Genomic DNA, 26,141 nt, shown 5'->3' with positions numbered 1-26,141 from the left:
GTTAATAGAATAGCGTAATGAGCGGCCGAAGACGACCCTGCTTCACGCTTCGCGTCATTCGCTTCCGCCGCTCGACATATAAATAAGGCGGTGTTGGTTTGGATGGGATTACCACTGGATGAGAATGCTTATATGCAAGGCCTGTACGTATTAAAGCATGTTTCCCGTGCGAACGGCGAGGAGCCGGATCCGCCGCAGACGGCCGCTTTGGCGCAAGCGCTTGTGGCGCCGCTGCTCGATCAGCTTTTCGCCGGAGATCATTGGGCTCGCGTGACTCACGAGAGCAGGATCAGCCGGGTTACGATTATGAAGCATGGCTATCGGCTCGCCTTTACCTCCGAGCGGCCAAGCTCCGTCACGATTACCGGTCTGCGCCTGAACGGATGGCGGCGCGGCTGGCCGGTCACCGTGTATTCCGGTCCCTTCTATGAAGATGACGTGCGCAATGCGGTGAGCCGCGCGCTTGTGGATTGGTACCGGCGAGTCGGTGGCGCTGATCTGTGACCTGCTTGTCCGGCCGACGCACGGCTTTCGCCTTTACAAAAAGATGCCAGCCTCCCCTTTCGCTCCCCGCAGATGAAAAAATAAACGCACTATGCTACAATACTGGAATTGCATCCGCAATCCACGTAGGGAGGATTATTGAATCGCCATGCTTATCATTGGTATCGCAGGCGGGACCGGCTCCGGCAAAACAACGGTCGCCCGCTCCGTCATCGACCGTCTGGGGTCGGACAAAGTGACGTTTATTTCCCAGGACAACTACTATAAAGACCACCCGCATCTCACGTTTGCCGAACGCGAGGCGCTTAATTACGATCATCCGCTCGTCTTCGATAACGAGCTTCTTATCGCCCATCTCGCTCAGCTGAGAGAGGGACAAGCGGCTCAAGCTCCGATCTACGACTTCTCCGCCCACGCCCGCTTCCAGGACCGCACGGTCGAGCTGAACCCGAATCCGATCGTCATCCTCGAAGGCCTTCACGTCCTCTCCGATGAGAATTTGCGGGCGATGCTCGATATTAAAGTATTCGTCGATACCGATCCGGACGTGCGGATCCTGCGCCGGGTGCTCCGGGATATCGAGGAGCGCGGCAGAACGATTCAATCGATCCACGACCAGTACTTGAAGACGGTCAAGCCTATGCACGAAGCGTTCATTGAACCGTCGAAGAAATATGCCGACCTGATTATTCCCGAAGGCGGACATAACGAAGTCGGCATTCAGCTCCTGTCGATCCTGACGGAGCGGTATTTGACCGGCGAGCAGTAGAGACCCTTCAAGAAGTTGACGGACCGCGGGCGCTCGTGCTGCCGCCGCGTGTTATTCGTCCTGCCGTTCAGGCCGCTTTCGTTCTCTTGGGAGGACGAAGGCGGCTTTTTTTTGCGAAGCAAACGGATTCGGAATTAGAGGCGGGGCTGAAAGCGCGCGACCCCGCGGCGCTCGAGGCGCTCATGGACATGTACGGTCCCGGCCTGTACCGGCTGGTCGGCCGAATATTAGGCGGGCTGGCTCCGAAAGAAGATGTGGAGGAATGCGTCAGCGACACGTTCGTGGCGGCTTGGCACAGGATCGGGGACTATGACCGCGCGCGGCTCGTTGGTGAAAAAGGTTTCGCCGGGCATAGGCTGACCGTGCCAGCATTTCGGATCAAGCAGGAGATCAAAGAGACCCCGGTGAGAGGTCGTTGCTCATTAAGGGCCCTTGGGAATTCGCGCTGCATTAGCGCCCGGCGACCATCAGTTCACGAAGACAAGCACAAAAAAAGCCGGGAACCGTACGTCAACGTACAGTTCCCGGCTTCTCGCATGTTCGCGTCTGCCCCGGCGTAAGCTTGTGCCAAAGCGGCTTGCAACTTGCCTGCTCCGCTACACCGTCTGCGCGGCGCGCGCGAATACCGCGCGGATGACGGCTGCCACCCGCTCCTGCTCCGTCTCGGACATCGCCGAGCCGGACGGCAGGCACAGCCCGTCCGCGAACAGTTCCTCGCAGAAGCTGCGGCCGGCTGCGTGCGGATAATACGCCGTCCCCGCGAACACCGGCTGCAGATGGAGCGGCTTCCACACTGGACGAGCTTCGATGTTGGCGTCCGAGAGCGCGCTCAGCACGTCGGCCGCCGTAACGCCCCCCGACTCGGCTGGATTGAGCCGGATCACCGTCAGCCAGCGATTCGAACGCGAATCCGGCAGCTCCGGCATGAACGAGATGCCCGGCAGACCCGCCAGCAGCCGGACATACCGTTCGAATACGGCGCGCCGCGCGGCCACGCGCTCATCCAGCACGGCAAGCTGCGCCCGGCCGACGCCGGCCAGCAGATTGCTCATCCGATAGTTGTAGCCAACCTGGCTATGCTGATAGTGAGGCGCGGCATCGCGCGCCTGCGTCGCCAGGAAGCGCGCCTGCTCGAGCGCTTGCTCGTCCTGTCCGACCAGCATGCCGCCGCCGGAGGTCGTAATAATCTTGTTGCCGTTGAACGAGTAGATGCCGAACGTGCCGAACGTGCCGCTCGCTTGTCCTTGATACGTCGATCCGAGCGACTCGGCCGCATCCTCGATGACCGGTACGCCGTACCGCTCGCACAACGGAATAATACGGTCCATCCGGGCGCTCTGCCCGTACAGATTCACGACGATCACGGCCTTCGGCAGCCGCCCCTCCCGCTCCGCGTCGGACAGCGCCCGCTCAAGCGCATCCGGGCACATATTCCACGACTGCGGCTCGGAATCAATGAATACCGGCTCCGCTCCTTCGTAAACAATCGGATTGGCGCTGGCGATGAAGGTGAAGCTCGAGCAAAGCACGGTATCGCCTCGCGTCGTTCCCAGCAGGCGCAGCGCGAGATGGATCGCGGCCGTGCCGGACGAGACCGCCGCGGCCCCGCCGATGCCGACATAGCCGGCCAGCTCCCGCTCGAAGCGGTCGACGTGCGGACCGAGCGGCGCAATCCAGTTCGTGGCGAATGCTTCTTGCAGATAGTCCTGCTCCCGGCCGCTCATATGCGGCGGCGAGAGGTAGAGCCTCGAAGGCGTCGTTTCGTTCATGGGCTTGTACCGCGTCCTTTCCTCTACGCCATCGCCATAAGATGGCTATACTAGTCCTTCGCGAGCGCCCCGCCCGCTAGGATGCCGCCGTCGTCTTCCGCATCGTCTCCACCCGGGTATCCTTCCGGATTGCCCTCCTGCCAGCGCCAAGCGTCCGCGCACATCGCGTCGATGCCAAGCTCAGCCTCCCAGCCGAGCACGGCCTTCGCCTTGGCAGGATCGGCGTAACACGCCGCGATATCGCCCGGACGGCGGGCGACGATCTCGTACGGCACGCTCTGTCCCGTCACCCGCTCGAACGCGAGCACGAGTTCGAGCACGCTGTAGCCTTGGCCCGTGCCGAGGTTGAACGCATCGATGCCCGGCTCCTCGAGCGCTTTCTCCAGCGCCTTCAAATGGCCTTTCGCCAGATCGACGACGTGAATATAATCGCGCACGCCGGTTCCGTCGACGGTCGGATAATCGTCGCCGAATACCTGCAGCCGCTCTCGCTTCCCGACCGCGACCTGCGTTATATAAGGCATCAGATTGTTCGGAATACCGGACGGATGCTCGCCGATCATGCCGCTGGCATGCGCGCCGATCGGATTAAAGTAGCGTAAAATCGAGATCGCCCAGCGCGGGTCGGATACGTGCAAATCCCGCAGCACCTGCTCGATCATGAGCTTCGTCTGCCCGTAAGGGTTCGTGGCCGAAAGACGGTGGCTCTCCGGGATCGGGACGGTCTCCGGCAAGCCGTAGACGGTCGCCGACGAGCTGAAGACGAGGCGGCGCACTCCGTGGCGATTCATCACCTCGCACAGATTGAACGTGGCCGTCATGTTGGTATGGTAGTAATGCAGCGGCTGTTGTACGGACTCGCCGACGGCTTTCAAGCCGGCGAAGTGAATGACCGCTTCGATGTTATGAATCGTGAATACATGGTCGAGCGCCTCGCTGTCGAGCAGATCGATCCGATAGAACGGGAAGCGCTTGCCCGTAATCTCGGATACCCGGCTCAGCGCCTCTCGGGTACTATTCGCAAAATTGTCGACGACGACGATATCGTAGCCTGCCTGCAGCAGCTCCACGCAGGTATGGCTGCCGATATATCCGGCGCCTCCGGTAACGAGAATGGTCATGATTTAATCTCCCCCCAAGTTTTCGCGGATTTGGCCCTGAACGGAAGTCGGGCGGCCAATCCGCCGATCAAGCTGCGAATATAACGGAATTCGGCCGTGCGGAAGAATACCGCCAAGTAGACGGCGTTAACGGTCGCCACGACGAGGATCGCCTGAAGCGCGACCGCGAGCATCCCTTCCCCGCCGATCCAGCCGATGACGTACCGGGCGGCGCCATAAGCTGCCGCTCCGACCGCCATGTAACCGGCGTAGCGGACAAAGTAGTCACGCGCGGGCCGTTGGAAGACGTGCCGGTACACGAGCGCCGGCGTGAGCCAGAACGGCACGGCCACCGCGCCGATCAGCGAGCCGAGGAATACGCCCGCGATGCCAAGAATCTTCACGAGCGCGAGCGACGCCGCCAGGCTGATCCCGCCTTGGATGATCGGCGCGAACCGGTCCTGGTGGAAGATGCCGGCCGTCGTCTTCACGGTCGCGATGGAATTGCGCATGCCCCGCTCCATGAACAGCAGCATGAGCACCGGCAGCACGCCCGCCTCCAGCAGGAACCCTTGTCCCAGCCATGCGTTCAGGAACGGCTCGATGAGCAGGAGCATCGCGATCGCCAGCAGCGAGTAGAGCCAGAAGCCCATCAGCATCGTCACCTTATAGATCCGGTACACCTTCTCCCCGTTTGCTTCCGCCACCAGGTTGCCGATGCTATGGTACAAATTGTTGAAGATTTGATTCAGGAACGTGCGGCTGATCTCGATCAGCATTTTATAATTCGCGTACAGACCGACGGCGGTCAAACTGACGAACGCGGAGATGATGATGCTGTCGGAGCTGAGCACGATGTACATGCCGATATTTTGCAGCACGATCGCTTTTACATTTTTAATGATACCTGCCTTGGTCTCGGCGTCAAGAGCGCCTTGCGGCCCTTTCTTCAGAAAAGGATATTGCCGTTCGACAAGAATCGCCAGCAGGACCGAGGTCAAGAGCGTAATGACGCAGTCGGCTACCAGAAACAGGATGTAATTGCCCGTATACGTCAGAATTGCGATCTTCAAAGCCGTGGAGACGATCTGCGACACCGAGTATACGCCGGTAACGATGTACCCTTTCTGAGAGACGTTCAGGAAGGACTGTTTGTATTGAAAGAAATAAGGCAGCACCGTATTCATCAGAAACACGCCGTAGATGACGTACAGATGCTCGACATCCGTCTTGCCGACCACCAAATGCAGGAACGGTATTAACGCAAGCCCAAGACCGAGTACGACGAACGCGATGGCCCGGTAAGCGGTGCGATACAAGCGCATCAGCCGAAGAATCCGCTCCTCGTCGCGATCGGCGACCGGCTTGTACAAGCTGTAGATGATGCTCGAGCCGATGCCTGCCTCCGCCAGCGACAGCATGGCCAGCATGCTCGTAAACAGCCCGTTCACGCCCAAATATTCGATGCCGAGCGTGCCGATGAAGACGCTGCGCGACAGGAAGCTGAGCGCCGTGATGATCAACTGGTTCCCAAGACCTGCCGAGATGTTCAGCAGCGACGATTTAACCCGCATGCGGAACCTCGCGCCGGCTGACCTCTTCCGTCTTCCGCCCCGTGCCAGACCGGATTGCCTCGTACCGGTGCGCGCACCGGACGGCGAACCCTTGCGCGAATGGCAAAATGCCGAACCGCGACGAATAGACGCCGATATCCTTCGTATCGCCTTGCGCGTAGTCGACGGATCCGTCGCGTCGCGTCGCCTTCATGAGATAGCGAAGACCCGCTTCCGCGCTCTCCAGCGCAGCCTCCGCCAACTCGGGGATATCCGATGCTTGCAGCATGAACCAGCTAAGCGTCGCGGTCGCGGACGAGTCGGGAATCGCCTCCGGGCGGGTGACCGTCCAATTCCAGCGGCCGTCCGGCCGTTGGAAGGAAGACGCCGCCTTGGCGAAGCGAACGACCGACGCTGTTAGCGCGGGCTTCGCCGGGTGCGCCTGAGACAGCTCCCGCCAGGCGTCCGCCAGCCCGATCGCATACCAGCCCAAGCCCCGGCCCCAGCCGTACAAGCCGAGCGGCGCCTTCGTATCCACCCGGTATGCATGGCAGGGGATGCCAAGCTGCGTGGACAGGCCATACCGTTCGTATTCCGTCAGCTGCGTCAGCGCGAGATTGACGCTTGCCGCATGCCCGTAACGGATGCCATACGCCACTAGGAAAGGACAGATGAACCCGACCGTGTCGACATAGCGGTAGGCGGTCATTCCTTTGCGGTACGTAGCGGTGCCGTCCTCGCCGACATGCTCCTCGATCATCGTTCGAACGTCGTCCAGCGCTCCCTTATATCGATCCAAGTCGATGCCAGGCAGCTTCATGACCGCGTACGCGAGAATCGCGGCATCGACATGCCGCGGCGCCTGCCGCCACCCGCCGTCCGCGTCGAACGTACGCGCCAAATACCGCGAAACCGCGGCACGGACGTCCGCGTCATCGCGGCGGGACAGGTATTCCGCGGCGCCAAGCAGCAGCGCGGCTTCCTGCCAGTGTTGAATGGAGGCTCGCCGATAGTTGCCCCGCAGCATGTCGATCACGATCAACCGGTTGTTGTCGGTCAGCGGGATCGTCGGCGTGCGGCGAAGCCAACTAGCCGCGGTCTTGGTAACCGCCTCCGTCCACGGCTCCCGCGGCATACGCCCGATGTGGATGCGGCCGAACCAATCCTTCCACATCGGAATCAGGTCGAACGCGGCCGCAATAGCGACCGCGAGCAGCAGCAGGGCGAGAATGACGATGAGTGTAAACATGATTAGTCACGTCCTTCTGATTCGGGCTCATGCGCGAGGGCGGCGCGCCCTTGCGTCCTGCCCTAACTAATGAACCGGTATAAGGTTTCGATCTCCTGCTCTGTGCCGAGCTCCTCCTCCGCCAGACGGCGCGCGAACGATTCGCGAAGCGCCGGCTCCTCGGCGAGACGCCGGATCGCCTCCGTCACGGAGCGCGCGTCCATCGCGGCGATCAATCCGTTGACGCCATCTTCGATCTGGTCCTTCGCCGTCGGGAAATCGGTGACGACGATCGGCTTGCCGAGGATCTTCGCCTCGTCGATCGCGACCGACTTGCCTTCGAAGCGCGACGTCTGGACGAAAATATCGCTTTGTCGCATATAGGCGTATGGATTCTCCCTCAAGCCGGCCAAGAGGAAGCGCTCCGTAAGTCCGCGCGCCCGAATGAGCGCGGACAGCCGCTCCCGCTCCTCGCCTTCGCCGATGACGGTCCACTTCACGTCATAGCCGGCGGCCACGAGCAGCGCGCACGCTTCGATGGCCAGCTCATAGCCCTTCTGCGCGCTCAGCCTGCCGACGGAGACGAGCGTCAAGGCGCCGCGCGCCAAGTCCGGCGCCTGCTCCTGCGCAAGCTCGCGGATCAGGGCCGGGGAGACGATGTTCGGCATGAGCGCGATGCGGTCCTCCAGCATGGGGAAGCGCTTCTTGAGCACCTCCACGCAGCCCTCGGATACGGTCACGATATCGTCGAGCTGCTCAAAATACGCATAATCGAGCCCGGGATCCATCCCGAGTCGGTCGTAGTCGTTATGTATGAAACCGATTTTTCGCACGGCGTTCACTTTCTCCACGCCGTAATAAATCGGATTTTTTTCCAAGTAACCGATGACCGCGTCGTACGACTGGGCAAGCGGCGGCAGCGACTGGGCGACATACTTCCATACCCGCTGCTCGCAGCGGACCCGGTTCGGCTCGCCGCGGAAGATGAAGCCGGCGCGGACGCGCGCGACCGCCAGACCAAGGCGGCCCCTCCGGAGGCAATCTGCGACCGCCGTCTTGACCGGCATGTCGAAATACCGGTAATCCCGGGGCTCGGCGAGCAGCCGCACCTGCTGCGGGATTTGCTTCATGAAGAGGCCTTCGTGCTTGAACAACAACAGATCCACGTCGAATCGGCTATAATCGATCGTGCCTAGCAAGGAGACGAGCGCCTTCTCGGCGCCGCCGCACGTTAAATTGTTCATGACGAACAAGAGCTTCTTTTTCATCCCATGATTCCACCTAAGCGAGTAGTCGGTTCAATTTGGCGATCTCTTCTTCCGTGCCAAGCTCGGCCTGGCCCAGATGCTCGGTCAGCCGCGCCCGCAGCCTCGGCTCCTGCAGCAGACGGCGGATGCCGTCCGCGACGGCACGGGCGTCCATGCCCACGATGAGGCCGCTGCGATCATGCTCGATCTGGTCCTTCGCCGTGCTGAAGTCGGTCACCACGATCGGCTTGGCCAGAATTTTCGCCTCGTCGATGGCGATGGACTTGCCTTCGAACTTGGACGGCTGCACGTATAGATCCGCCTGCTGGATATACGGGTACGGATTCGGACGCAGACCGAGCAGTTCGAAGCGTCCCTCCAGATTGGCGGCGCGGATCTGCTCGGTCAGCGCCTGGCGCTCTTCGCCTTCGCCGATGACGCACCAGCGCAAGTTATAGCCTTCGCTGACGAGCAAGCGGCAAGCCTCTACGGCCGTCTCGAATCCCTTCTGATAGTGAAGCCGGCCGACGGAGAGAATGATGGTCTCCCCTTGCGCTCGCCCATACACGTCCGCTTCCCCCATCGCAGCCATCTTGCGGATGATCGAAGGCGAGACGATGTTGTACATGACCTTCACTTTCTCCCGTTCGCTCGGGAAGCGCGCCCGCAGGACGCTCGCGCATTCCTCCGAGACCGTGACCAAGTAATCGAGCCGCTTGAAATACGGCAGGTCGAACGCCGGGTCCATGCCCAGTTGATCGTAATCGATATGCATCCAACCGATTTTGCGGACCGCCTCGACTTTATCGACGCAGAAGTAGGTCGCCGTGTTCTCGAGGAACCCGATCGCCGCATCGTATCGGGCGGTTAGCGGCGGCAGCGCGCGGGCCGTATACTTCCACCCCTGCTGCTCATTCTCCGGGATGCTCCGCTTCTTGCGGGCGTTAGCCGCGAACCGCAGCCGGCTCCACGCCAAGCCCGGCTTGCCCCGCCGCAGCAGTCCCAGCAAAGACGCCGCCAGCGGCTTGGCGAACTCCCGATAATCCGCAGGGAGCGGCAGCAGCCGCACTTCCTTCGGGATGTACGCCATGAAGAGGCCGTCCTGATGAAGCAGGAACAAATCAACCTCGTATTGGTCATAGTCCAGCTGGGACAGCAGGTTAATGAGACTCTTCTCCCCGCCGCCCGCCGACAGGCTCGGCATAACGAACAACAGCTTCTTCTTCATCGCTACCCCGCCTTATCGGACAAGCTCTCTCAAGTAATCCACCGCCCGGTAAGACATGCTCTTAATGCCCGGGACGGACCGTCGCATCGTACGGATGAGCGCCTGTTCCTCGCGGACCATCTCGTCGAACTTGGCTTTCAGCTTCGCCGCATCGGAGATGTCGCTCAAATTCAGCACCAGCTTCTCCTCGCCGAAAATGTCTTTGGCGATGCCTTTCGATTTGACGCTGTAGCCGAGCACCATCGTCGGCACGAAGTTCGAGTAGGCGGCGATCGTCGCATGCGTGCGCGCGCCGATGAAGAACCGCATCCGCGCGATGTACCCTTTATATTGAATCGCATTCAGATCGCCCGGCAGCAGCAGCACGCGCCCCGTCGCCTTGAACTCCTCGTAAAATTCCCGCAGCACCTCGTAATCGTTGTTCCCGTCGGCGATGACGTGCGGCGTCAGCGCCACCGTTGCATCCGTCGTCTCCAGGATGTGGCGCAGCAAGGCGCGGGCAGCATCCCGCGAGCGCTCATTCTTCTTCCAGACGAGCGGGCTGTAGTTGAAGCCGATCGTGTTGCCTTCTTGCCAGCCGGCCGGCAGCGGGAGCTCCTCCTTCTCCATCGTGAACGCCGCGTCCGCGCACAGCTTCACGTTTGTCAGCCCCTTGCTCAGCAGCATCGTGTACGTCAGCGTCTCGCGGGTGAGGATGAGGTCGAATTGACGCAGGTCGGCCAGCTTGCGCTCGGACATGTCCTCCTCGCCGATCGAGCAGCCCCACAGCACGAGCTTCTTGCCCTGCGCCTTCACGCGGCGGTTGACCTCGTACCAGCCGGGCTGTTCGCCGTAACAGTAGTTGTCGCCGCCAATAGAGAGGCACACGTCGACGTCTTTGATCCGGCGAATGATCTTGTCTTCGATCTTGCCCAGCGCATACGTGTCTTTCTTGAACACCTTGTATTGAAAGGACGCGATCAACCAATCGAGGGAATACGGCGCGATCTCGCTGCGGGACGCATCGAAGATGCCGTCGACCCGGGTCAGGAGACGGTCGGTCTCCGGCTGCTCGGAGGCCAGAAACACCTTGGCGTCCTTCACTTTCTCTTTAATGATGTCCGTCGAGGAACGGACGATCGCCTCGCAGCCCCGGTTCAAGCTTCCGGTATGCGCGAACATCAATATTTTCATCGTAACCTGGTCCTCCCGTTATCTGCTTTTGACGACTGTATTGGCGTCGGTTAGCGGTTTCTTATGCGGCTATACGTCACGGCGGCGTAGACCGCCGGCGTGAATCTTCTGCGCATCATGTCCAGCACGAACCGCTGATAGCGGCCCAGCTTGCGATACGCCTCGTCGTCGTAGGCCGACAGCGCCCCGCGAAGCTCCGTGTTCCGGACGATCCGCCGGATCAACCGGTAGCGCCGGTAGAAGCCGGCCCCGGACGCGGGCGTCGCGGCATACTGGTAGGCGAGCGAGAGCGCGCTGTTGACCAGCTTGATCGCGCGAAGGGTGCGCATCCGCCCCGGATCGACGACGCCTGCCGCGCCATCCGGCCACTCGCTCGTGTACGCCGAGACCGCTTGCGCGAAATAATCGTGCTTCGTCATGTCGCGCGTCGCGCTTCCCGCCGCCTCGAGGTAATGGTAGCCGGCATAGTCGATATACCGCATCCGCTGCGCGCGGGCGAAGAACCGCAGGTTGAACAAGCCGTCTTCCCCGAGCGCCACCCGCTTCGGGAAGCGGACGCCGTACGCGCGGACCGCTTCGGCGCGGTACAGCTTGTTCCACACCGCGTTCATATTGTCATGCTCCATGAAATAAGGCAGGACCCATCGTTCGATGACGTTCCTGCCTTGGGGAGCCCCTTGCGGGAACGGGTAGGTTGTGACGACCCGCCGCCCCTCCATCTCGGTCTCGTAGTTGGAGATGACGACATCGCATCCGCTCTCCGCGGCGGCTTCATATAGCCGCTCGAACATGTCGGGCTCCACCACGTCGTCGGCGTCCATGAAGCCGATATATTCGCCGCACGCCGCCTCCAGCCCCGCGTTGCGAGCCATGCTGACACCCTGGTTGGCCTGGCTGATCAGCCGGACCCGCGCATCCCGCCGCATGTAGTCGGCGATGACCGCGGCGCTGCCATCTTCCGACCCGTCGTTCACGAACAGAAATTCGCACGCCGCAAGCGTCTGGGCGAGCAGCGATTCGATGCAGCGCCGGAGATAACGCTCCGCGTTGTACACCGGAATAATGACGCTAACTTTCATACGTGAACCCCTCTCATGCCGGATACTCCTGACGCCTTGCCTTCCTCCATATCCACAGCAGCGGCCGAAGCGGGAAATAAAGCACGTGCAGCGACCTAGGCAAGGGAAGCGTCTGGGTATCTTGCGGATACGGGAATAGGAAGCTGAGCAGGAAAAGCATTTTGTGATACGCCGACATCGCTTCGAACAAATGCCGTTTGTGATACCGGTCGACGTCCGGCGGCAGCGGCTTGTTGTGCAAATTGACCATCCGCCCGATATAGAACATCGCTCCCCTGGCCAGCTTGGCCGCCTTGGGACGCTCGGCAAGCGGCGCAAGCGCCGGCGGAATCGCCGTTCCGAGCAATCCCTTCGCCAGCGCAAGCGCCTGGCCGCCGACATCGCGCAGATGGTTCCGCTTCAGCAGCGGCACCAGCGTATCGGCGGCCAGCTCTCCGCGAGCCATCCGGTCGATATCCAGCAGCCAGCGCAGCCGGGACCAGCCGTGTCGCGCGCCGTGGCTCGCCAGGAAGAGGAAGAGATCCTCGGCCCCCAGCATGCGCACCGGATAACTCGTCCAGGTCCGCAGTCGGCTGCGCGCCCAGAGTTCGTCGAATGCGGGTTCCTTGGACGGGCCGGGGTTCAGCCGCCAATGGATCTCCAGCTTGACGCGCTTGAGCGGGTGAATGAAGGTTATATGATGATGGCGCCACTTCCAGTCGTTCAACACGGACAAGATGTAGTCGTCTTTGATATAACCCATCCGCTGCAGCAGCCGCTGCACAGCGTCCAGCTCCCCGATCGGCACGATCGCGTCCAAGTCGTTCGAGGTCCGCAGCGCGATGTCGCCGTACAATTCATGCGCGACGACCGGTCCCTTCAGGAAGATGCAGCGAATGCCCGCCTCTTCGAGCGCGCGTCCGACCAGCGCCATCTCGCCGCTTAGATGAAGCATCTGAATGACGTTCTGCCGGTAATCCAGCCGCAGCTCCCGAAGCACGTCCTCCGGAATGCCGGACGCCGATCCATTCTTGATTCGGTGCTGCAAATAAGGGAACAGGCGGTGATGGCGCACGAGCCGCCCGAACAACTGCCAATCGATCTGGCCTTCAAGGCCGGAAGCATCCGCCGCCTGCGCCTTCGGCGATTCCGGACGAACGAGCGCGAGCAGCAGCCTAAGCTCCGCTGAGAATACTCCATCGTCCACCAGAGACGTATGCATCCGTATCGACCTCTTTGCTTCTATATTGTCAAGCTTATCCATGTTAAAATCAGGGCACCTATCCCTAACGAACAAGGAGGCGCTCCATGAACAAAATCGTCCTTCTCGGCTCGGGCGGCCACGCCAAGGTCGTCATCGACATCGTCGAGCTCGCCGGCGAATACGAGGTACTCGGCCTGCTCGACGACCACAGGCCGGCCGGAACCGTCGTGTGCGGTTACGAAGTGCTCGGCCCGCTGGAGCTGCTGGGCAGCGTCCAGGCCGACGGCTGCATCGCCGCGGTTGGCGACAACGCGACCCGCGAGCGGATCGTCCGACGCGCCGAGGCGCTTGCCCCGGGGCTGCCGTTCGTCGCGGCCGTTCACCCGAAGGCCGTCATCGCCCGAAGCGCCTCGCTCGGCGAAGGGACGGTCGTCATGGCCGGCGCGGTCGTGAACGGCGATACGTCCGTCGGCAAGCACGCCATCATCAACACGAACGCATCCATCGATCACGACAGCGTTCTCGGCGATTACGTGTCGGTCGCCCCGCGCGCGGCGACCGGGGGCGGCGTGCGCATCGGCAGCCATGCCGCCATCTCCATCGGCGCGACGATCATCCACGGCATCGCGATCGGCGAGCATGCCGTTATCGGCGCCGGGGCTACGGTCGTCAGCCCGATCGAGAGCTTTGCAGTCGCGTACGGTACGCCTGCGCGCGTCGTCCGGCGGCGTGAAGCTGGCGAGCGTTACCTCTAGGTTATGAAGGGGCTCCGCCCCTTGGACCCCACGTAACCTCTAGCTTATAAAGGGGCTCCGCCCCTTTGACCCCTCTTTTGTTGCTCCCTCCCCCTTGTTGCTCCCTCCCCCTTCCCCCTCCGCCGAGGGGAACCATAGGACTTCGCCCTCTGGACTCCCCATTTCGTGCTGGCTTGTTTGTTCGCGGTCGGCGGGTTGCTTCGAGCTGGCACGCTTTTGTCCTCGCGGACAAAGCTTCAGTATGGCTCCCTCCCCCTTCCCCCTCCGCCGAGGGGAACCAAAGGGCTTCACCCTCTGGACACCCCTCTTCGTGCAGCCACAATTATTCGCGGTCGACGGGTTGACTTGAGTGGTGCACGCTTTTGTCCTTTCGGACAAAGCTTCAGTATGCTCCCTCCCCCTTCCCCCTCCGCCGAGGGGAACCATAGGACTTCGCCCTCTGTACTCCCTCTTCGTGCAGCCACCATTGTTCGCGGTCGGCGGGTTGAGTTGAGCAGGGCACGCTTTTGTCCTGTCGGACAAAGCTTCAGTATGCTCCCTCCCCCTTCCCCCTCCGCTGAGTGGAACCATAGGACTTCGCCCTCTGGACTCCCTTCTTCATGCTGGCACGTTTGTTCGCGGTCGGCGGGTCGGCTTGAGCGGGGCACGCTTTTGTCCTTTCGGACAAAGCTTGAATATACTCCCTCCCCCTTCCCCCTCCGCTGAGGGGAACCATAGGACTAAGCGTATGCTTCCGAAGCAGTTTTCCTCCGGAAAACTTTTACCTCTGGACTCCCTTCTTCGTGCAGCCACCATTGTTCGCGGTCGGCGGGTTGCTTTCGAGCTGGCACGCTTTTGTCCTTGCGGACAAAGATTCAGGGGGTTTTGAGTCTAGCCGCCGCTCGCTTCGCTCGTTCGCTCCTCGCGCGGGGCCTCACCTTGGAAGAGCGGCATCGTCGCGTGGTCGGCACTGTTGATGCCGTCCGTTCGCATGACCTTCTTCACCGTGAGCAGCAGTATTTTCAGATCCAGCGCGAAGCTGCGGTTGTCGACGTACCACACGTCAAGCCGCAGCTTCTCCTCCCACGAGATCGCGTTGCGCCCGTTCACCTGCGCCCAGCCCGTGATGCCGGGTCTCACCTCGTGCCTTCTCGCCTGCTCCGGCGAATAGAGCGCCAAGTACTGCATGAGCAGCGGCCGGGGCCCAACTAGGCTTAATTCCCCTTTCACCACATTGACCAGCTGCGGCAGCTCGTCCAGACTGAACTTGCGCAAGGCGCGCCCGAATGCCGTCAGTCTCACCTCGTCCGGCAGCAGCGCGCCGGTCGCGTCCCGCTTGTCGGTCATCGAGCGGAACTTGTAGACGTGGAACGGGCGCCCCCGCAGTCCGGGACGCTGCTGCCGGAACAGCACGGGCGAGCCCAGCCTCAGCCGCACGAGCAGCGCGACCGCGGCAATGGCAGGCCAGAGCAGCAGCAGCAGCGCCAAGGCGACGGTCAGATCAAGTAACCTTTTCATAGTCGCCCCCTTCGATCAGCGAATAGAATCGCTTCAGCTCGTCCGGGTGGCGCCCCCCGGCCTGCCGGAGTTGCCGCTGCAGACTCTCGCGCCGCGCCCGATCAGCCGCCAGCCGCCCGATCGCATCCGCAAGCCCTTCCGCGCTCGCCGGCGCGATGACGCCGCTGACCCCATTCTCGATCTGATTCCGGAAGGACGGAATGTCGGTGACGACGACCGGCTTCGCCAGCGCCAACGCCTCCTCGACCGCAATGCAGTGGGCTTCGGTGAGCGAGGGCTGGACATAGATATCGCAGCCGTCCATCACGGGGTAGGGATTCGCCAGCTCGCCGAGCAGGATGAAGCGCTCCGTAAGCCCCAGCTCCCGTGCGTGGGCTTCAAGCTCGCCGCGCAGCAGACCGTCGCCGACCAAGTACCAGCGAACGTCCGCGCCCGCGCGGACAAGCAGCGCGCACGCCTCGAGCGCCAGCCGCACGCCCTTCTCCTCGCCCAGACGCGCAACGGTCGCCACCGTTATGCCGCTCTTCCTCTCCGGCTTCTGGAATGCCGCGAGCACCTCGCCCGCCATCGCCCGCACCGTCTCCGCCGACACCCGGTTATGGATGACCCGCATCTTCGGCGCGTAATCGGGGAAATACCGGGCGAGCGATGCCTTGGCCGAATCGGCGACGGTCACGATATAATCGCACGCCGCGAAGCTGGCGCGCTCAAGCGGCGGGCAGGGCCAGCCCTGCTGCTCGCTGTAGCCGTAATCCATATGGTTATACAAGATCTTCGTCCGCGCGCGCACCTTCTCCGCCACATAGTAATTGCAGTGGAAGTCCAGGTAGCTGATCGCGGCATCGTACGCCTCTCGCCGGGCCGGCAGCGCATGCCGGTAGATGGACCACCGGACGCCGACGCCCTTGCCCTTGGCGAATTTGGCCGCCGCCGACGCAAGCGCCCTCCCCGCGAGCAGCCGGTACCGTCCGCGCTTCAGCAGCTTCGGCACCGCCGAAGACAGCGGGTCGGTGAACGTCTCGAAGAGCGGCGGCAGCACGTTCACCTGCTTCGGCACGAGCGGGAACAACGCCCCGCTGTGGTCGAACAGCAGCAGATCGACGTCGTACCGGCCGTAGTCGAGCTCGCCGAGCAGCGTGAGCAGGCTTTTCTCCGCGCCCCCGGTATGCAAATATTGCGTCACGAACAACAGCCGCTTTTTCACCGCATGCTCCCCTTCTTCCGGCCGCCCGCCAGCTCGCGCAGCTTCGCGACGAATGCCGGGCCTGCCACCTTGCTGACCATCCGTTTGAGCTCGCTCCGGTAGCGGACGCGCGCCGGCAGCCACGATTTGGCGAAGTGATGAATCGCATAGCTATCGTCGGTTATATAATTAGCGCCGTTGATGTAGTCGTACGGGCAGAAGTACGTGCGCGGATACATGACGACGCCGTTGCGCAAGACTTGGTACTGACCGTTCGGCACCAGCCCGTATTGCTCGCAATTCGCCGTGATCGTATGCGTGTTGGTCGTCAAATCCGGCGTCCCGTCGGCCCGCGTGAAATCCCGGTCCTCGTAATCATCGAGCAGCTCCTTGATCCACGCGTGCCCCTTCTCCGCGGCCATCAGCCCCGTCGGAACGTGACGCTCGTCCTCAAAGCCGGAGAACGCTTCGTGTGTCAGGAACCGGTCGAGCGGCTTCAATACCTCGACGTCGGTGTCCATGTAGACGCCCCCGTGATGGTACAAAGCGTACAGCCGTACGTAATCGCTGACGAACGCGTACTTGCGCGCTTCGTACGCCTGCTTCACGTAGCGGTTCGAGTCCAAGTCGAAGTTATCCTCGTTCCATTCCACGAACTCGTAATCGCCCAGATGCTTCTTCCAGCTCTTCATGCAGGCGACGATCTTGGCCGATTTCTCCCCGCGTCCGAACCAGACGTAGTGGACGGTCTTCGGAATCCGTCGTTCTTCCATCATGCGTGCCTCCCGTGCGCAGCAACCGGCCATTCTTGCTTACCAGTTGATATAGTTGCTCTTATAATCCAGCTGGAGCGCGACAACCTGCTCGTAGTAGAAATAGGCGGCGTAGCAGAGCAGCAGCCCGCAGTAGACCAGCTTGCGGTCCCGCTCGGCGAACAGCTTCACCAGCCACGAGATGAGAATCAGGTTGTACAGCCCGAAGTAAATATTGAATCTGGCGAAAATCCAATTCTGGGTCGAGATGATCATAAAGACCGCGCCGAGCATCGCCAGATTCACGATGTAATCGCTCTTGGGCCACAGCTCGCGCATCCGCTCCCGCCCCAAGTAGACGAGCGCCAGCGGGACGCAGTTGACGATGACGCGGAAGATGCTGGCCCCGCCCTCGGCGAAATCTTTATAAGCCCCGTAATGCGTGTCCTCGATTGCCGAGAACAAAAAGCCGGATACAGTTTGAAAACCGAATGCGAGCACCACGCCCATCGCCAGCAATGCGAACGTCATCCGCGTCCACGCTTCCCGGCGGACGATGAAATAGATCGGGATGAGAATCAGCGCCGTGTTGTGCATCGTCGCCGCCAGCAGCACGACCAGCATGTATTTCTTCCAATCGCCCGCAAGCAAATACTTGGTCGCCAGGAATACGATCGAAGCGGCCAGGAACTGGCGGATCCCGTTCATCGACACGGTGTACATGCCGGTGGCGAGATAGCAGAAGACGCTCAGCTCGAACTGGCGCGAGTAGGTGTACAACACCCGCACGACCAGCGCGTTGGTGATCACCGCCGTCGTGAAGACGAGAAGCTGCGGATCGGGCGAGATCGTTTTGAGCAACGCCTGCAGGTAATTGAAGCCAAAGTCGCCTTCGAAGCCGATGCTCGCGAAGCGATGATCGCCCGTGGCATAGCTGTGCATGTAGTAGACCGTGTCGCCAATGTTGCTGCGCAGCCCGGACACCAGCGCGAGCGCGAGCATCGCCAGCACCGCCAAGCCGTGGCTCGGCCGGATCGCGATCGGGCTTGCGGCCGCGGGCACCGCATAGTATCTGGCAAGCAGAGCCAACATAAATACGAGCGCCAGCGTATACCAGAGGATTGTCATCGCCTATCACCTTCGTTTCGCTAATTCGTCTTAAGCGTCGTCGCCCGCTTCGTGCGCCGGATGTAGAGGTAGAGCAGCGCGCCCGCCGGCGTGGCGAGCAGCGTCGTCAGCTTGCGCGGCGACTCCAGCAGGAATCGGCCGTCGCGGATCATGAGGCTGCTGGCGACGTAGTGGACCGCCTCGCGCAGCCGGTTGCGGAACGTGCGCGAATGCGTCATCGCGACCTTGCGGAAGAAGATGAAGCCGCGCGGATTGCGCTTGTACTGCGTGATGATGTTCATGCTGGAGCCGTCCGGCAGATATTCCACGATGCAGAGCGGCTCATTCAGGACGAGCAGCGGCGCCTGCTGGTCGATCAGGATGTATTTGTACGACAGCGGGCAATACTTCTCCCCGGGGAACACCGGATACGGCGGGCAGGCGCGCGTCAGCTCCGACCGGTAGACGAGCTTCTTGTCGCCCTTGACCTTGTGCAGCTCGTACAAGCCCGAGAGCGTCGAAGCCGTCAGCCCATCGGGCATCCGCGTGCCGATCACCGCGCCGTCTGGCGCGGCGTCCAAGCCGACGATGCCGGCGTACTGACTGCTCCCGTACCGCCGCCAGAACGAGACGATCTTCTCCACGGCGTCGTCCGGCATGTAATCATCCGAATCGATGCAGACGTTGAGCTCGGTGTCGATCAGCGCGTAAGCGGCGTTGTGGGCGCCGTGCATCCCCTGGTTATCCTGAACGTGATAACGGATCGGCAGCCGACCTTCTGCGATCCAACGCCCGACAAGCTCCCGCGTGTCGTCGGTCGAACCATCGTCGATAATGAGCCAGACGAAGTCCCGGCTCGTCTGGCGAAGCAAGCTCTCGTAGCATTGATGGAGAATGTAGGCCCGGTTATACGTTGGCGTGAACACCGTCAGGAGCGGCGCGCTTCCCGTCTCCGAATACGCCTGCGTGCCCTGCGTTGTGCCTCCGGGCGTCTGCCCTGTCATTGACGGAGATGATCCCTTCATGCCCGGCGTCCTCCTGCATCAGACTCCTGCGCCGCCATGGCCTGGCCCGTGTAGAAATCCGCCAGCCATGCCGCCATCCGGCCCGCGTCGTAGCCTCTTGCGGCCAGCTGCGCGGACGCATCCTGGCGGGTCAGCGCCGCCGAGAGAATCCGGGATGCCCAAGCGGCCGGGCTCGTCTTCAGCCCTATGAAGGTTACCCGCCCGGTCGCATCCGCCTCCCGCGTAATCGTGTCGGAGACGAAACACGGCAGCCCCGCCGCCTGCGCCTCGACCAGCACCACCGGCAGCCCCTCGAAGAGGGAGGGGAACAAGAACAGGTCGAACGCCTGAAGCAGCCGGGGTATATCGCTGCGCACCCCGAGGAAACGCACATGTCCGGCCAGGCCCAGCCGCTCGGCTTTGCGCTCCATGGCCGGCCGCAGCGGGCCGTCGCCGGCCATGACGAGCAAGGCGTCCGGACGCCGCTCGCGCAGCGCCGCGAAGATATCCAGCAGCCCCTCGTGATTCTTCTGTTTGTTGAAGCGCCCGATATGGCCGACGACGAGCCGTCCATCCCCCTCGAGCTCGGCGCGTACAGTACCCCGCGCATCCGGGTCGAACCGGAACTCCTCGACATTGACCGCGTTATTCATGACATGCACCGGCTTGCCGCGGCCGAACAACCAGCGCCCGGCGTTCTCCGAGCACGCGAAATAATAATTCGGCTGCCCCTTGAGCGCCTGGCGGGCGTATAAGCGGAACGGCAGCTTGAAATCCAGCCCCAAGTCGCTCAAGTGGCTGTGCGCGATCCGGCACGGCACGCCGGCGAGCTTGGCGGCGCGAAGCACGAAGCCGCTATTCTCGTTGATGTGCGCATGCACGACCCGATATTCCGGATGTTCCCGGAAGAAGGATTCCAGCTTGCGAAAGTAGGCCCCGTAATGACCGGGCTGAATTGCCGGCATCCGAAAGATGCGGCCGCCGAGCGATTCGATCTCGTCGTCGTAATGACCGCGCTCTTCGCGGTGGACCAGAAAGTCGAATTGGACGCGCTCGCGGTCGATTCGGCGCATATAATTGATCAGCATCGTCTCCAGCCCGCCCCGGTTCATGATGGTGGCGACCTGCAGCACGCGTTGTGGTTTCACGTGTCGCGCAACTCCTATCTCTTGGTCTTCCTCAAATATTCCGCCGCCTCCAGCAGCACGTAGAGCACGGGCGACATCCGGTATTTCGCGCAAATGAAAAAAGCCCGCCACGGAAGCGGACAGCGAGCGAGCTCGAAGCGGTCGAACGCGCGGCGAATCCGCGCCTGGCTAAGCATGCCGTGAATCGCCCGCACTTTGCTGATCGCGGCAGCGCCCGGCCGCCCGCCGGCGACGATGTTCAGACCAAGTCCGAGCGTGCTAAGCGCAATCCGGTTGGCAAGCGCCTCCTCGAATTCCGCGCCCAGCCGCTTCTCCTGGATGAAAGCCTCGATCAGCCCGAACAACGTCTGGAACTGCTCCGCGAGCTTCGGGTTGCGCCTCGACGTGGCCGACGCTTCGTTCGCCCGCCAGTAATGGTAGAACGGCCGGTTCAGGAAGACGAACGACCGCGCCTCATAGCTCGCGTACATATTGAACAGCGAATCTTCGTTGCTTCCGATCCGCTGCAGATCGACGAACCGGACGGCGGCACTCCGCAGCATGTCGGCACGGTAGATCTTCGACCACACCGTCCCCCAGGCATCCAGCAGCTCAGGCTGGCCGACTTCATCGCCTAGCGGTCCGACCAGACGGCGCACCATCTTCCGTCTCACTTCCTCGGCGCTGTAATGGAGCGTATCCGGCGCGTCGAACACCTTCTCCTTCGCATGCGTGCCGAACTCCCGGACATAGCCGCACATGACGATATCCGCCCCTTCGGCGTTAGCCGCGGCGTACATGGCCTCGTACATATCCGGATCGACCCAGTCGTCCGGGTCGACGAAGCCGATATAGTCCCCTTCCGCCGCCGCCATTCCCGCATTGCGCGCGTCGGACACGCCGCCGTTGCGCTTGTCGAGGACGATAATCCGCTTGTCGGCCGCGGCGTAGCGCCTGGCGATATCCAGGCTTCGGTCGGTCGAGCCGTCATTCACGGCCACGATCTGCACGTCCGCCAATCGCTGGTTCGTCAGGCTGTCCATGCAGCGCTCCAAATACCGCTCCATATTATAAATAGGCACGATGATGCTGATCTTCGGCTTCATTCCGATCCTCCGCCATATAACGTGAATAAATGTCCGCCAGCTGCGCCCGTACTTCCGGCAGCGCATAGCGCTTCGCACGCTGGGCGCTCGCTTGCCCCATCCGTCGCCGCAGCGACCTGGACCGGCATAGCTCCTCCAGCCGGCGCGCGAACCCTTGCTCATCGCCTGCCGTCACCAGATAGCCGTTAACGGCGTCTTCCACCAATTCGTTGTGACCCCGATTGCGCGTAGCGACGACCGGCAGACCGCACGCCATCGCTTCCATGATATTAACCGGCAGCCCTTCCCGCAGACTGGAGGCGACCGCCAGATCGCACAGCGGCAGCAGCCGGTCGATATCGTGGCGGTAACCGAGGAAGAGGACGCGGTCCGCCACGCCCAGCCGCTCGGCGAGTTCCCGGCAGACCGCTTGCCGCCCGCCATCGCCCGCCAGCAGCAGCTTGGCGCCCGGATAGCCGCGCATGCCGGCGAGCGCATGGATCAGCAGCTGTTGATTCTTGTTGGCATTGAATTCAGCCGCGAAGAACATCGCCATATCGTCCGCCGCAAGGCCCAGCTCCCTGCGCCGCAGATGCCGTTCGGCTTCCGGCAGCGGATGATAGCGCTCCAGATTAACCCCGACGCCGCTTACCCGCTCGATACGTCCGGCCGGGAACCGCCGCCGGCGCGCCAGTTCGTAATCTTCCTCGTTAATTGTGATCAAGCAGTCGGTTGCCGCCGCCATCGTCCGTTCAATCGGGTAATATAGCAGCCAATTGAGCAGCGGGGCACCCTTGCAGAAGTGGAAGCCATGGGCCGTATAGAGGATCTTAGCCCCCCGCTTGCGCAGCCGGCGTCCGGCCAGCCGGGCGAGCATGCCGCCTACCGGCGTATGGCAATGAATCAGATCGTAATCTTGCTCTTCCATAATGGCGGCAAGCCGGCGATAGGCCGACCAGTTGCGCGCAAGCTTCAGCGGGGAGCGGGCGATCGGCAGGTCGAACTTGCGATCCGTGTAGGGCAGCGCAAGCTTCCCCGATGCCGCCACATGGACTTCCCACCCTTGCTCCCGGAACCACTGCATATAAGGCAAGTGGAATTTCTCGAAGTGGTAATCGACCGTGGCGCAAAACAATACTTTCGGCATATCCATCCTCCTTCGCGCGAGCCCAGCCGGCTTGCGGGCCTCAGCTGGAAAGCATGATCAGCTGGCGCTCCGTCGCCGTAAGCCGGTTGTTCGCCAGATCGAGCAGCCATTCGCGCAGCATGGCCTTGTCCAAACTTTCGAATTCGCGCAGCAGCTCGTGGATTTGCTCGATCCGCAGCTCGGCCTTCTTGCCGATGTAGATTTTCGGATAAACCTTCTGTTCATGCACTTCGTTCTCGTTCAGCAGCTCCTCGAACAGCTTCTCCCCCGGCCGGATGCCCGTGAATTCAATGCCGATGTCTTCCACCGTATTGCCCGAGAGCAGAATAAGGTTGCGCGCCAGATCGACGATCTTGACGGGCTCGCCCATGTCAAGGACGAACACCTCGCCTCCTTGCGCCATCGCGCCCGCCTGCAGGACCAAACGGGAAGCCTCGGGGATGGTCATGAAGTAGCGAATCATGTCCGGATGCGTCACCTTGACGGGGCCGCCCTTCTCGATCTGCTTCTTGAACAGCGGAATGACGCTGCCCCGGCTGCCGAGCACGTTGCCGAAGCGGACCGCGACGAAGCGCGTAAGACTCGATTGGTCCAAATCTTGAATGATCATCTCGGCCAACCGCTTCGTCGCGCCCATCACGCTCGTCGGGTTGACTGCTTTATCCGTGGAAATCATGACGAAGGTCGACACGCCGTGTTTGCTGGCTGCCTTCGCGGCGTTCATCGTACCGATGACGTTATTCTTGACCGCCTCTTCCGGATTGCGCTCCATGAGCGGTACATGCTTGTGCGCCGCCGCATGGTAGACGACGTCCGGACGGTGAGCGCTCATAATGCTCATCATCTTGTCCGCGTCCTGCAATTCCCCGATCTCCGTCACGATCTGGATCTCCTGGTCGCCATACAGATCGAGCAGCTCCATCTCGATGGCATAAATACTGTTCTCCCCATGTCCGAGCAGCACGAGCGTGCGCGGCTTGAAGGCCGCGACCTGGCGGCAAATCTCCGAGCCGATCGAACCGCCCGCCCCGGTCACGAGCACGACCTTGCCCGTGACGCATTCGGAGATGCCCGCGATATCCAGCTCGACCGGCTCGCGGCCGAGCAAATCTTCCACCTGCACATCCCGGACTTGGCTTACCGATACTTTGCCGGAGACGATATCCTCGATCATTGGCAAAATCTGCGTCTTCGCATCCGTCTTCGCGCATTCCTGATAGATGGCATGCAGCGATTTGCGGCTGAGCGAAGGGATCGCGATGATAATATTGCTGATGTCCAGCTCGCGAATGACATGGCCAAGAGACGGAATGCCGCCCACGACGGGAATGCCCATAATGTGCAGATCGCGCATCTTGACGTTGTCATCGATAAAGGCGACCGGCTGCAGCTCGGCTTCGGCGCTGTGCAGCAGCTGCCTGGCGATCATCGTCCCTGCCGAACCGGCGCCGATGATGAGCGTCCGTTTCTTCGGGGCGGCGGACCGATTCGCATCCGGCGCGAACATATCCTTGAAGATGCGCAGCGCAAACCGCGAGCCGCCGATCATCGTCATATGAAGCAGCCACGTAATGGTCAGCAGCCGGATGTGGATATCGCCGGATACCGCAAGCTGCATGGCCGCGGCAGCCGCGATCGAGTAGGTCACGCATTTGAGCACGATGATTAACTCGCCGGTGCTGGCATACGCCCACGCCTTCTGATACAGCCGGAAGACGACCGAGAATACATGGTGGCTCAGCAGCAGCGTAAGCGCGCTGATCGCCAAGGACGTATCCGGCATGTCCAGGCTGACGCCAAGCAAGAATCGGCTGAAGAAAATCGCGCTGATGACGATGAGCGAATCGCTGACCATCGAAATCGATACCCGTTTGAAATAAGTCACGTCGTACCAATCCCCCGTTTTCTTTGTTTTTGTTCGCGTCGCTTGTTAACGGCACGATGGCTGTTCTTCGTGCAGATCATGCAGATAAGAAGCGAAACAACCAAAAGTAAAAATAGAGGGCATCTAACCCCGCCTCACATCACACCTCCGACGACTGGCGTCTAAGGCTCCTTCGAGCCCACGGCATGACCGAGTGCCTCCATCGATAACGGTCAGGAGACATCGCCGAACGGGCGAACCCGCTGTTCTTTATAACGAATTTTTCATCAAAAAAAATTTAGCGCTTATTCACAATAACGCCGAGCACCTGTGCACCGGCATATTCCAGCGTCGCCTTGGCATCGCCGAGCGCCTTGGCGTTCGTTCTTCCTTCGCGGACGACCAGCACCGCGCTTTCGCAGAAGTGGGCGAGCGTCTTCGCTTCCGACGCCTCCAGCACGGCGCCTGCGTCGATGAGGACAAGATCGTAGTTCCGCCTCCCCGCTTCGATCACAGCCCGCATCCGTTCGGAATCCAGCAGATCGAGCGCCATATCCCGGCTTCGCCCGCCTGCCAGCACGTCGAGCCTGCCCATCTCGGTACGCCTTGCGGCATCGCCGAGCTCCACCGAGGCGAGCAGCACGTCCGATAAGCCGGGATAATCGAGAAGCTGGAAGGCGCCGCTTGCGTCAGGGCGGCGAAGGTTGGCGTCCACGAGCAGAACCCGGCTCCCCTTCATCGCCAGCGATACCGCCAGATTCATCGCCACCGTCGTCTTGCCCTCCCCCCGTCCGGGCGAGGTGACGACGAGCGATCTCGCGCCGCCTCCGTCCTGCCGCAGCAGGATGCTCGCCCGAATGCCGCGGAATTGCTCCGCCGTGGCCGATTCGGGATGAAGATAACTCGTTAGCCCTTTGCTGAGAAACTCCAGCTCTTTCTTCTGCCGGTTAGGAGCCAACGCTCTCACCTCCCGAAGTGATGGCGGCGGTCAGCTGCTTGGTCCGCTTGGAGGATGGCTTCCGCTTGATGCGGGAGACCGCGCCGAGCACCGGCAATCCAAGCAGCTCTTGATCATGCTTGTCCGCCCGGATCGAATCGTCCAGCGAATCCCGGAAGAATGCAGCTCCCAAGCCCAGGATAAGACCGGCCATGACCGCCAGGATGATATTGCGCGTTGTCTTCGGCGGGTTGATTGGCGCATACGGCAGCGTTCCGTCGGCCTCCGATAACAAGGTCATGCCGCTAAAACCCAGCTTCTCCCGCGCGACCTCGCGGAAGACGTTCACCGTCGCGTTCGCGATGCCGGCCGCAATCTTCGGATCGGCGTCGACGACCGTCACGAGCACGACCTGCGTCTCGTTCACGTTGACGATGCCGGTCTGGGCGGCCAGCGCGCCGGGCGAGCGCCGCAGATTCAGCTCGTCCGCCACCTTCTCCATGACGATCGGCTCGCGCATGAGCACCTTTAGCGTATTGAACAAACCTACCTCGGCGTTCAGGACGACGCGGGCCGCGACCTGATACTGCGGCGTTCGCGGCAGCGAATTATAGAAGACGCCAAGCGATGTGCATACAATCGCGCAAGCGAGCACGATCGCCCATCTGCGCTGTACAACTTGAAGCCACTCCCGCACTTGTATCTCTCGGGCCTTCCCTGCGTGATGGGTCATAGTCGAACTCTCCTGTTTTTTATAACGAACATAGACAAAGTATAGTTCATTATAACGAACGTGTCAACGCACTTCGTTCCCTTTACAGCCCCTACATATTCCCGTTGCCGTTCCTTG

23 protein-coding genes are annotated in these 26,141 nt (G+C 61.6%); 3 read left to right on the top strand and 20 right to left on the bottom strand.

All coding sequences use genetic code 11. The features are described from left to right. Positions 1-102: 102 nt before the first annotated feature. Both ACFFSY_RS03895 and udk read left to right on the top strand, forming a co-directional pair. Positions 103-504 carry a hypothetical protein gene (locus ACFFSY_RS03895; RefSeq protein WP_377490176.1) on the top strand — a complete coding sequence of 134 codons (402 nt, stop codon included), beginning with the start codon at positions 103-105 and terminating at the stop codon, positions 502-504. Between the two features lie 148 nt (positions 505-652). Continuing rightward, positions 653-1,273: a uridine kinase gene (gene udk / locus ACFFSY_RS03890; protein ID WP_377490173.1), complete on the top strand. Its 621-nt coding sequence runs from the start codon at positions 653-655 to the stop codon at positions 1,271-1,273. A gap of 596 nt (positions 1,274-1,869) precedes the next feature. Here udk and ACFFSY_RS03885 read toward each other — a convergent pair. The 9 genes from ACFFSY_RS03885 to ACFFSY_RS03845 all read right to left on the bottom strand — a co-directional run bounded on the left by ACFFSY_RS03885 (position 1,870) and on the right by ACFFSY_RS03845 (position 12,851). Further along, entirely contained in the window at positions 1,870-3,042 is a 1,173-nt protein-coding gene (locus tag ACFFSY_RS03885) for a DegT/DnrJ/EryC1/StrS family aminotransferase (RefSeq protein WP_377490171.1), read from the bottom strand. A 50-nt stretch (positions 3,043-3,092) separates the two neighbouring features. Continuing rightward, a complete protein-coding gene (gene galE, locus ACFFSY_RS03880; protein ID WP_377490168.1) occupies positions 3,093-4,163 on the bottom strand; it encodes a UDP-glucose 4-epimerase GalE in 1,071 nt (356 codons plus the stop codon). After that, complete coding sequence (locus ACFFSY_RS03875; protein WP_377490165.1) at positions 4,160-5,716, bottom strand: lipopolysaccharide biosynthesis protein; 1,557 nt, start codon at positions 5,714-5,716, stop codon at positions 4,160-4,162. Before ACFFSY_RS03875 ends, galE begins: the two co-directional genes overlap by 4 nt. Further along, entirely contained in the window at positions 5,706-6,944 is a 1,239-nt protein-coding gene (locus ACFFSY_RS03870; RefSeq protein ID WP_377490162.1) for a glycoside hydrolase family 88 protein, read from the bottom strand. The genes ACFFSY_RS03875 and ACFFSY_RS03870 overlap by 11 nt, the downstream gene beginning before the upstream one ends. Before the next feature lie 62 nt (positions 6,945-7,006). Next, complete coding sequence (locus ACFFSY_RS03865; protein ID WP_377490159.1) at positions 7,007-8,191, bottom strand: glycosyltransferase; 1,185 nt, start codon at positions 8,189-8,191, stop codon at positions 7,007-7,009. A gap of 13 nt (positions 8,192-8,204) precedes the next feature. Then, positions 8,205-9,398 (bottom strand): glycosyltransferase, encoded by a 1,194-nt coding sequence (locus ACFFSY_RS03860; protein ID WP_377490156.1) that lies wholly within the window; start codon positions 9,396-9,398, stop codon positions 8,205-8,207. 12 nt (positions 9,399-9,410) lie between these two features. Continuing rightward, complete coding sequence (locus ACFFSY_RS03855) at positions 9,411-10,571, bottom strand: polysaccharide pyruvyl transferase family protein (protein ID WP_377490153.1); 1,161 nt, start codon at positions 10,569-10,571, stop codon at positions 9,411-9,413. A 50-nt stretch (positions 10,572-10,621) separates the two neighbouring features. Further along, complete coding sequence (locus tag ACFFSY_RS03850; protein WP_377490150.1) at positions 10,622-11,650, bottom strand: glycosyltransferase family 2 protein; 1,029 nt, start codon at positions 11,648-11,650, stop codon at positions 10,622-10,624. A gap of 13 nt (positions 11,651-11,663) precedes the next feature. Beyond that, entirely contained in the window at positions 11,664-12,851 is a 1,188-nt protein-coding gene (locus ACFFSY_RS03845) for a nucleotidyltransferase domain-containing protein (RefSeq protein WP_377490147.1), read from the bottom strand. A gap of 86 nt (positions 12,852-12,937) precedes the next feature. On the opposite strand from ACFFSY_RS03845, the gene ACFFSY_RS03840 reads away from it, so the two are divergent. Beyond that, positions 12,938-13,588, top strand: a complete 651-nt coding sequence (locus tag ACFFSY_RS03840; protein ID WP_377490144.1) for an acetyltransferase — start codon at positions 12,938-12,940, stop codon at positions 13,586-13,588. Positions 13,589-14,458: 870 nt separating this feature from the next. Here ACFFSY_RS03840 and ACFFSY_RS03835 read toward each other — a convergent pair. The 11 genes from ACFFSY_RS03835 to ACFFSY_RS03785 form a co-directional block, all read right to left on the bottom strand. Continuing rightward, positions 14,459-15,085 (bottom strand): sugar transferase, encoded by a 627-nt coding sequence (locus ACFFSY_RS03835; RefSeq protein ID WP_377490141.1) that lies wholly within the window; start codon positions 15,083-15,085, stop codon positions 14,459-14,461. Then, entirely contained in the window at positions 15,069-16,289 is a 1,221-nt protein-coding gene (locus ACFFSY_RS03830) for a glycosyltransferase (RefSeq protein WP_377490138.1), read from the bottom strand. Before ACFFSY_RS03830 ends, ACFFSY_RS03835 begins: the two co-directional genes overlap by 17 nt. Continuing rightward, entirely contained in the window at positions 16,286-17,044 is a 759-nt protein-coding gene (locus tag ACFFSY_RS03825) for a glycosyltransferase family 32 protein (protein WP_377490135.1), read from the bottom strand. The genes ACFFSY_RS03830 and ACFFSY_RS03825 overlap by 4 nt, the downstream gene beginning before the upstream one ends. Before the next feature lie 36 nt (positions 17,045-17,080). Continuing rightward, a complete protein-coding gene (locus ACFFSY_RS03820; protein WP_377490132.1) occupies positions 17,081-18,148 on the bottom strand; it encodes an EpsG family protein in 1,068 nt (355 codons plus the stop codon). Positions 18,149-18,168: 20 nt separating this feature from the next. Then, on the bottom strand, positions 18,169-19,152 hold the full coding sequence (locus tag ACFFSY_RS03815; RefSeq protein ID WP_377490129.1) for a glycosyltransferase family A protein: 984 nt from the start codon (positions 19,150-19,152) through the stop codon (positions 18,169-18,171). Further along, the gene (locus ACFFSY_RS03810) at positions 19,149-20,279 is read right to left on the bottom strand and encodes a glycosyltransferase family 1 protein (RefSeq protein WP_377490126.1); all 1,131 of its coding nucleotides are present in this window, start codon (positions 20,277-20,279) and stop codon (positions 19,149-19,151) included. Before ACFFSY_RS03810 ends, ACFFSY_RS03815 begins: the two co-directional genes overlap by 4 nt. A 14-nt stretch (positions 20,280-20,293) precedes the next feature. After that, positions 20,294-21,364 (bottom strand): glycosyltransferase, encoded by a 1,071-nt coding sequence (locus ACFFSY_RS03805; RefSeq protein WP_377490123.1) that lies wholly within the window; start codon positions 21,362-21,364, stop codon positions 20,294-20,296. Beyond that, positions 21,327-22,490, bottom strand: a complete 1,164-nt coding sequence (locus ACFFSY_RS03800) for a glycosyltransferase family 4 protein (protein WP_377490120.1) — start codon at positions 22,488-22,490, stop codon at positions 21,327-21,329. The genes ACFFSY_RS03805 and ACFFSY_RS03800 overlap by 38 nt, the downstream gene beginning before the upstream one ends. Positions 22,491-22,530: 40 nt before the next feature. Then, the gene (locus ACFFSY_RS03795; RefSeq protein ID WP_377490117.1) at positions 22,531-24,375 is read right to left on the bottom strand and encodes a polysaccharide biosynthesis protein; all 1,845 of its coding nucleotides are present in this window, start codon (positions 24,373-24,375) and stop codon (positions 22,531-22,533) included. A gap of 277 nt (positions 24,376-24,652) precedes the next feature. Next, positions 24,653-25,312: a CpsD/CapB family tyrosine-protein kinase gene (locus ACFFSY_RS03790; RefSeq protein WP_377490114.1), complete on the bottom strand. Its 660-nt coding sequence runs from the start codon at positions 25,310-25,312 to the stop codon at positions 24,653-24,655. Beyond that, positions 25,302-26,024 carry a YveK family protein gene (locus ACFFSY_RS03785; protein ID WP_377490111.1) on the bottom strand — a complete coding sequence of 241 codons (723 nt, stop codon included), beginning with the start codon at positions 26,022-26,024 and terminating at the stop codon, positions 25,302-25,304. Before ACFFSY_RS03785 ends, ACFFSY_RS03790 begins: the two co-directional genes overlap by 11 nt. Positions 26,025-26,141 lie beyond the last annotated feature (117 nt).

It is taken from the genome of Paenibacillus aurantiacus, from assembly GCF_042431225.1.
GTDB lineage: Bacteria > Bacillota > Bacilli > Paenibacillales > Paenibacillaceae > Paenibacillus_Z > Paenibacillus_Z aurantiacus.
Note: the sequence above shows the minus strand (reverse complement) of the source record. Positions and strands in the feature narration are given on the sequence as shown.

Bases quoted from the DNA above. Each gene is read 5' to 3' on its own strand.
- ACFFSY_RS03895 (WP_377490176.1), top strand. From the start codon at position 103: ATGGGATTACCACTGGATGAGAATGCTTATATGCAAGGCCTGTACGTA.
- udk (WP_377490173.1), top strand. From the start codon at position 653: ATGCTTATCATTGGTATCGCAGGCGGGACCGGCTCCGGCAAAACAACG.
- ACFFSY_RS03885 (WP_377490171.1), bottom strand. From the start codon at position 3,042: ATGAACGAAACGACGCCTTCGAGGCTCTACCTCTCGCCGCCGCATATG.
- galE (WP_377490168.1), bottom strand. From the start codon at position 4,163: ATGACCATTCTCGTTACCGGAGGCGCCGGATATATCGGCAGCCATACC.
- ACFFSY_RS03875 (WP_377490165.1), bottom strand. From the start codon at position 5,716: ATGCGGGTTAAATCGTCGCTGCTGAACATCTCGGCAGGTCTTGGGAAC.
- ACFFSY_RS03870 (WP_377490162.1), bottom strand. From the start codon at position 6,944: ATGTTTACACTCATCGTCATTCTCGCCCTGCTGCTGCTCGCGGTCGCT.
- ACFFSY_RS03865 (WP_377490159.1), bottom strand. From the start codon at position 8,191: ATGAAAAAGAAGCTCTTGTTCGTCATGAACAATTTAACGTGCGGCGGC.
- ACFFSY_RS03860 (WP_377490156.1), bottom strand. From the start codon at position 9,398: ATGAAGAAGAAGCTGTTGTTCGTTATGCCGAGCCTGTCGGCGGGCGGC.
- ACFFSY_RS03855 (WP_377490153.1), bottom strand. From the start codon at position 10,571: ATGAAAATATTGATGTTCGCGCATACCGGAAGCTTGAACCGGGGCTGC.
- ACFFSY_RS03850 (WP_377490150.1), bottom strand. From the start codon at position 11,650: ATGAAAGTTAGCGTCATTATTCCGGTGTACAACGCGGAGCGTTATCTC.
- ACFFSY_RS03845 (WP_377490147.1), bottom strand. From the start codon at position 12,851: ATGCATACGTCTCTGGTGGACGATGGAGTATTCTCAGCGGAGCTTAGG.
- ACFFSY_RS03840 (WP_377490144.1), top strand. From the start codon at position 12,938: ATGAACAAAATCGTCCTTCTCGGCTCGGGCGGCCACGCCAAGGTCGTC.
- ACFFSY_RS03835 (WP_377490141.1), bottom strand. From the start codon at position 15,085: ATGAAAAGGTTACTTGATCTGACCGTCGCCTTGGCGCTGCTGCTGCTG.
- ACFFSY_RS03825 (WP_377490135.1), bottom strand. From the start codon at position 17,044: ATGATGGAAGAACGACGGATTCCGAAGACCGTCCACTACGTCTGGTTC.
- ACFFSY_RS03820 (WP_377490132.1), bottom strand. From the start codon at position 18,148: ATGACAATCCTCTGGTATACGCTGGCGCTCGTATTTATGTTGGCTCTG.
- ACFFSY_RS03815 (WP_377490129.1), bottom strand. From the start codon at position 19,152: ATGAAGGGATCATCTCCGTCAATGACAGGGCAGACGCCCGGAGGCACA.
- ACFFSY_RS03805 (WP_377490123.1), bottom strand. From the start codon at position 21,364: ATGAAGCCGAAGATCAGCATCATCGTGCCTATTTATAATATGGAGCGG.
- ACFFSY_RS03800 (WP_377490120.1), bottom strand. From the start codon at position 22,490: ATGCCGAAAGTATTGTTTTGCGCCACGGTCGATTACCACTTCGAGAAA.
- ACFFSY_RS03785 (WP_377490111.1), bottom strand. From the start codon at position 26,024: ATGACCCATCACGCAGGGAAGGCCCGAGAGATACAAGTGCGGGAGTGG.